This window comes from Streptomyces sp. HSW2009 (assembly GCF_040240285.1).
Classification (GTDB): Bacteria; Actinomycetota; Actinomycetes; order Streptomycetales; family Streptomycetaceae; genus Streptomyces.
In genome coordinates this window covers 1-5559 of record NZ_JBEHZD010000514.1, presented here as the reverse complement: position 1 = coordinate 5559, position 5559 = coordinate 1, and the positions used below count along the sequence as shown (strand labels likewise).

Genomic DNA, 5559 nt, shown 5'->3' with positions numbered 1-5559 from the left:
CCCCCGGGCGGGCGGGCCCGGCGGGGGCCCGCGGGGGCCGGGCCCGGGGCCGACGCCCTCGGGCGACGGGTAGAGCACCACGCCGACGTCGTGCGCCGCGGCGACCTCGGCGGCGCCGGTGTACACCCGGGCGAAGAACTCGCTGCTCAACGCCGGCACCACGAGGAGCGCCGTACGGGTGCGCCCGAGGCGCAGGTGTCGGGCGGCCAGATTGGGCCGGTAGCCGAGCCCCCGCGCCGCCTCCCGTACGGACTGTGCCGTGCCGGGCGACACCCGGCCGCGCCACTTGTCGCCGAGCACCAGGGACACCGTGGCCTGCGAGACGCCCGCGGCGCGCGCCACGTCCCGGCTGGTGGGGCGGCCCGCGGAGGCGCGGGTGGGCGGCAGGCGCGGGGGAGTGGGGCGGGTCCCGTCCGGGGGCCCGGGGGGGGGGGGCGCCCCGGGGCGGGGGGGGGGGGGGGCGGGGGGGGGGGGGGGGGGGGGGGGGGGGGGGGGGGGGGGGGGGGGCCCGGGGGGGGGCGGGGGGGGGGCGGCCGCCCGCGCACGGGGCGTGTTCGGGGCCGGGGCCCGTCGTGTCCGTCACCGTCGTCCGTCTCCGCGCCGCGCCTGTGCCCGTACCAGGTCCATGGTTCGCCTCGCCTTGCCCTTCCGTCCCGAGTGCCGCGGCGGGTGCCGGGGTCGTTGCCCGGGCCCTGCGCGGTGCCGATCATCGGTGAGTGCCCCGGTCGCGGCCCCAGGCGAATGCCTCGATCGCGCCCATCGCGCGGGCGGGGGGCGGCGCTGATACGCCGACCGCCTGCGGCAGCCGGGCGCCGACCGCCCCGCGACCGGGCCCGCCGTCCACCCTCCCCGTCCGGGCCAGCCGACCGCCGCTGCCGGCGGTGTCCACGGTCGCCCCTGTTGACCGCGTCCCCAGCCTCGGACCCCAGTTCAGGGCCCCAGCCCGAGAGCCCGGTCCGAGACCTGCCCGGGGCCCCCCCCGTCCCGCCCCCGTCGTCGCCGGCGGCCGGCCGAGCCGCGCCGGGGCAGCCAACCGACCAGTACCGGGGCGGGCGGCCCGCCCTTCCGAGTAGACCCGCCGCCAGCGGCCATGGTACGTATGACGGAACTTAGTTATACGTAAAACTTAGCGGCTTCCGGACGCTTGACGGCGCGGAGCGGAGGGAGTGCGGCATGGCCACCGGCTACGGCGAGCTGCTGCGGACCAGGCACGCGGCGCGGCTGCTCGTCGGCACGCTCGTCGGGCGGTTGCCCAATGCCACGGCCGCGCTCGCCATCGTGCTCTTCACCCGTTCGGAGGGCGGTAGCTACGCGCTCGCCGGCGCGCTGTCCGCCGTCTACGGGGTCGGCACCGCCATCGGGCAACCGCTGCTCGGCCGGGCCGTCGACCTCTACGGGCAGCCGCGCGTGATGCTGCCCGCCGCGGTCGTCTCGGGCCTGGGCATGGTGCTCTTCGCCGTGGTGGGTTTGGACCCGCTGCCCGTCGCGTACGGCGCGATGGTGGTCGCCGGGGTGGCCACGCCGCCGTTGGAGGGCGGGCTGCGCGCGCTGTGGCCGCACGTGCTGCCGCGCGCCGACCAGGTGCACGCCGCCTACGCGCTCGACGCGGTGGCCCAGGAGGTGATGTTCTCGGTCGGGCCGCTGATGGTCACGCTGCTGGTGGCGGCCTGGTCGGAGGCGGCGGCGCTGCTGGTCATCAACGTGATCGGGGTGCTCGGCGCGCTCTCGGTCACCGTCTCCGAGCCGTCCCGCGCCTGGCGGTCGGCGCCGCGCGAGGCGCACTGGCTCGGCGCGCTGCGCTCGCCCGGGATACGCGTCCTGATCGGCTCGTTCTTCTTCGTGGGGCTCGCGCTCGGCTCGATCGCCGTCGCGGCCGTGGCGTACGCCGACGAGCACGGCGGCGGGATGGTCTCCAGCTATCTGCTCTCCGCGCTCGGCCTCGGGGCGCTGCTCGGTGGTGTCTGGTACGGCGCGCGCAGTTGGCCCGGCGCGCCCGAACGGCGGCTCCAGTTCCTGGTCGCGGCGCTGGCCGTGGGGTACCTGCCGCTGGCCCTGGTGCCCGGCGTGGTGCCCATGACGGCGCTGGCCGGCCTCGCCGGTGTCTTTCTGGCGCCCGCCCTGGCCTGCGCCTTCGTCGTGGTCGACCGGCCCGCGCCGGCCGGCACCGTGACCGAGGCGTTCTCCTGGCTGGTCACCACCTTCGGGGTGGGCGCGGCGGTCGGAACGGCCGCCGCTGGCCCCGCCGTCGAACTGGGCGGAGTGGTGGCCGGATTCGCCGCCCCGGGCGTCGCCGGGGCCGCCGCGCTGCTGGTGCTGGTCTGCTGCCGACGCTTCCTGGCCGGTGACACCGCAGGGGTCCAGGCTTCAACAGACGGTGATGCGCGGGCGGAAAATGATCGAAACGGTGCCGTCGAACCCGGTTTCAGAGCGGACCATCAGGCGTAATGTTCAGTCATGGACCGCCGCATTTTCGGGCTGGAGAACGAGTACGGCGTCACGTGCACGTTCAGGGGACAGCGCCGACTGTCGCCTGACGAAGTGGCGCGCTACCTCTTCCGCCGTGTCGTTTCCTGGGGCCGCAGCAGTAACGTCTTCCTGCGTAACGGCGCCCGCCTCTACCTTGACGTGGGCTCGCACCCGGAATACGCAACCCCCGAGTGCGACAACGTGACCGAACTGGTCACCCATGACAAGGCCGGCGAGCGCATCCTGGAAGGCTTGCTGGTCGACGCGGAACGCCGCCTGCACGAGGAGGGAATCGCGGGCGACGTCTATCTGTTCAAAAACAACACCGATTCGGCGGGCAACTCCTACGGTTGTCACGAAAACTATCTCGTGGCCCGCCACGGGGAGTTTTCCCGGCTCGCCGATATTCTCATTCCCTTCCTTGTCACGCGGCAGTTGATCTGCGGCGCCGGCAAAGTGCTGCAAACGCCGCGCGGCGCCGTGTACTGCGTCAGTCAGCGCGCCGAGCACATCTGGGAGGGCGTCAGTTCCGCCACCACCCGTTCGCGTCCGATCATCAACACCAGGGACGAGCCGCACGCCGACGCGGAGCGGTACCGCAGGCTGCACGTCATCGTGGGCGACTCCAACATGTCGGAGACGACCATGCTGCTCAAGGTCGGGGCGACCGACCTCGTGCTGCGCATGATCGAAGCGGGCACCGTGATGCGTGACCTGACCCTGGAGAACCCGATCCGCGCCATCCGCGAGGTCAGCCACGACATCACAGGTCAGCGCAAGGTGCGGCTGGCCAGCGGGCGCGAGGCGTCCGCGCTCGAAGTCCAGCAGGAGTACTACGAGAAGGCCGTCGACTTCTGCGAGCGACGCGGCATCAGGACCGGCACCGTGGAACGCGTGCTGGAGCTGTGGGGCCGCACGCTGGAAGCCGTGCGCACCGAGGACCTCGACCGCATTTCCACCGAGATCGACTGGGTGATGAAATACCGGCTCATCGAGCGGTATCGAGCCAAGAACAACATCACCATGTCGCATCCGCGAGTCGCCCAGATAGACCTCGCCTACCACGACATTCACCGCCGCCGAGGGCTCTACTACCTCCTGGAGCGCAAGGGACAAGCGGCCCGGGTGTGCAACGACTTGAAGATTTTCGAGGGCAAGTCGGTGCCGCCGCAGACCACGCGGGCAAGGCTGCGTGGCGACTTCATCCGTCGGGCCCAGGAACAGCGCCGCGACTTCACCGTCGACTGGGTGCACCTCAAGCTCAATGACCAGGCACAGCGCACCGTGCTGTGCAAGGACCCGTTCCGGTCGGTGGATGATCGGGTGGAGAAGCTGATCGCCGGAATGTGACCCGGCACACCGCTACGACCGTGCCCCAGGGCACCCCGCAGGGCCTCGCCGCGTATATCGTGCGAGGCCCTGCGCACGTCGTAGAGTGGCGCCCATTGCCCCCCAGCCCCTCCCGACCAATCGAGGAATTCCGTGCGCCGACGCTCCGTACTCCTCGCCGTGCCCGCCGGCCTGCTCACGCTCGCGGGTTGCGGTGACGACGAGAACAACAAGGACAAGAAGGTCAAGGCCGATAAGGCCGATACGTCGAAGTCCCCCGAGACGCAGCCGTCAGGGAAGACCGTGACCGGGCCGCTGCCCGAGATCACCAAGGGCACGGAGTTCGGACAGAAGCCGACCGTGGCCAAGGGCCCGGGCAAGCCGTCGCCCGACCTGGCCGTCAAGACGCTCATCCCCGGGCGCGGAGAGACCGTCGCCAAGGGCGACTTCCTCCAGGTGAACTACCTCGGTCAGATCTGGAAGGACGCCAAGGTCTTCGACAACTCCTACGACCGGGGCAAGCTCGCCATCTTCCCGATCGGCATCGGGAAGGTCATCCCGGGCTGGGACCAGGCGCTGGTCGGCAAGAAGGTGAACAGCCGGGTCGAGCTCGCGGCGCCGCCCGCGCTCGGCTACGGCAGCGAGGGCAACGCCGACGCCGGCATCAAGGGCGACGACACCCTCGTCTTCGTGGTGGACATCGTCGGCACCTTCAACACCAAGAGCTCGGCGCACGGCAAGGAGGTCAAGCAGGAGGACAAGGCGCTGCCGGTCGTCAGCACCAACACCGACGGCAAGGCCCCCACCATCGAGCTGCCGAAGGGCAAGGCGCCGACCAAGCTGGTCTCCAACTACGTCCTGGAGGGCGACGGCGACGAGCTGAAGGAGTCGGACGCCGTCATGGTGCAGTACAAGGGCGTGCTCTGGGACGGCGGCAAGGAGTTCGACTCCAGCTACGCCAGCAAGCAGCTCGCCCAGTTCTCGCTCCAGCAGGTGGTGCCCGGCTGGACCAAGGGCCTGGCCGGCAAGAAGACCGGCAGCCGCGTGCTCATCGTCGTACCGCCGGACATGGGCTACGGAAAGCAGGCCAAGGGCGGCATCCCGGCCAACTCCACGCTGGTCTTCACCGTCGACATCCTGGCCATTCTGTAAGACTGTCCAGGTTGCCCACACCGTAAGCGAGGAGTTTTCGTGAGCATCGACAAGCCTGAGATCGACTTCCCGGGCGGCGAGCCGCCGGCGGGCCTTGAGATCAAGGACATCTGGGAGGGCGACGGCGCTGTCGCGCAGGCCGGGGACAACGTCCGCGTCCACTACGTCGGGGTGGCCTTCAGCACCGGCGAAGAGTTCGACGCGAGCTGGAACCGCGGCACCCCGCTGGCCTTCCAGCTCGGCGCCGGCCAGGTCATCCCCGGCTGGGACCAGGGCGTGCAGGGCATGAAGGTGGGCGGCCGTCGCCAGCTCGTCATCCCGCCGCACCTGGCCTACGGCGACCGGGGCGCCGGCGGGCGCATCGCCCCCGGCGAGACGCTGATCTTCGTCTGCGACCTGGTCTCCGTCTGACCAGCCCCGCGCTCCGCACGGCCGCCGCAGCGCGGTGCGCCGAGCCGAACGCCGGTCGCGGGCGGGGGGCGGGGCCGGGGGGGGGGGGGGGGGGGGGGGGGGGGGGGGGGGGGGGGGGGGGGGCGGGGGGGGGGGGGGGGGGGGGGGCGGGGGGGGGGGGGGGGGGGGGGGGGGGGGGGGGGGGGGGGGGGGGGGGGGGGG

At 72.4% G+C, this 5559-nt stretch carries 5 protein-coding genes; 4 read left to right on the top strand and 1 reads right to left on the bottom strand.

From position 1 onward, the window contains the following. Positions 1 to 387 (bottom strand): LacI family DNA-binding transcriptional regulator (locus tag AAHZ94_RS27610; RefSeq protein ID WP_349996182.1); only part of this gene is annotated, 387 nt, incomplete at its 3' end. 786 nt (positions 388 to 1173) lie between these two features. Here AAHZ94_RS27610 and AAHZ94_RS27605 point away from each other — a divergent pair. From AAHZ94_RS27605 to AAHZ94_RS27590, 4 genes are all read left to right on the top strand, one after another. Beyond that, positions 1174 to 2445: an MFS transporter gene (locus AAHZ94_RS27605; protein ID WP_349996180.1), complete on the top strand. Its 1272-nt coding sequence runs from the start codon at positions 1174 to 1176 to the stop codon at positions 2443 to 2445. A 9-nt stretch (positions 2446 to 2454) separates the two neighbouring features. Then, positions 2455 to 3816 (top strand): Pup--protein ligase, encoded by a 1362-nt coding sequence (gene pafA, locus AAHZ94_RS27600; RefSeq protein ID WP_349996179.1) that lies wholly within the window; start codon positions 2455 to 2457, stop codon positions 3814 to 3816. Between the two features lie 132 nt (positions 3817 to 3948). Then, on the top strand, positions 3949 to 4947 hold the full coding sequence (locus tag AAHZ94_RS27595) for an FKBP-type peptidyl-prolyl cis-trans isomerase (RefSeq protein ID WP_349996177.1): 999 nt from the start codon (positions 3949 to 3951) through the stop codon (positions 4945 to 4947). 39 nt (positions 4948 to 4986) lie between these two features. Beyond that, the gene (locus AAHZ94_RS27590; RefSeq protein ID WP_349996175.1) at positions 4987 to 5358 is read left to right on the top strand and encodes an FKBP-type peptidyl-prolyl cis-trans isomerase; all 372 of its coding nucleotides are present in this window, start codon (positions 4987 to 4989) and stop codon (positions 5356 to 5358) included. Positions 5359 to 5559: the final 201 nt, after the last annotated feature.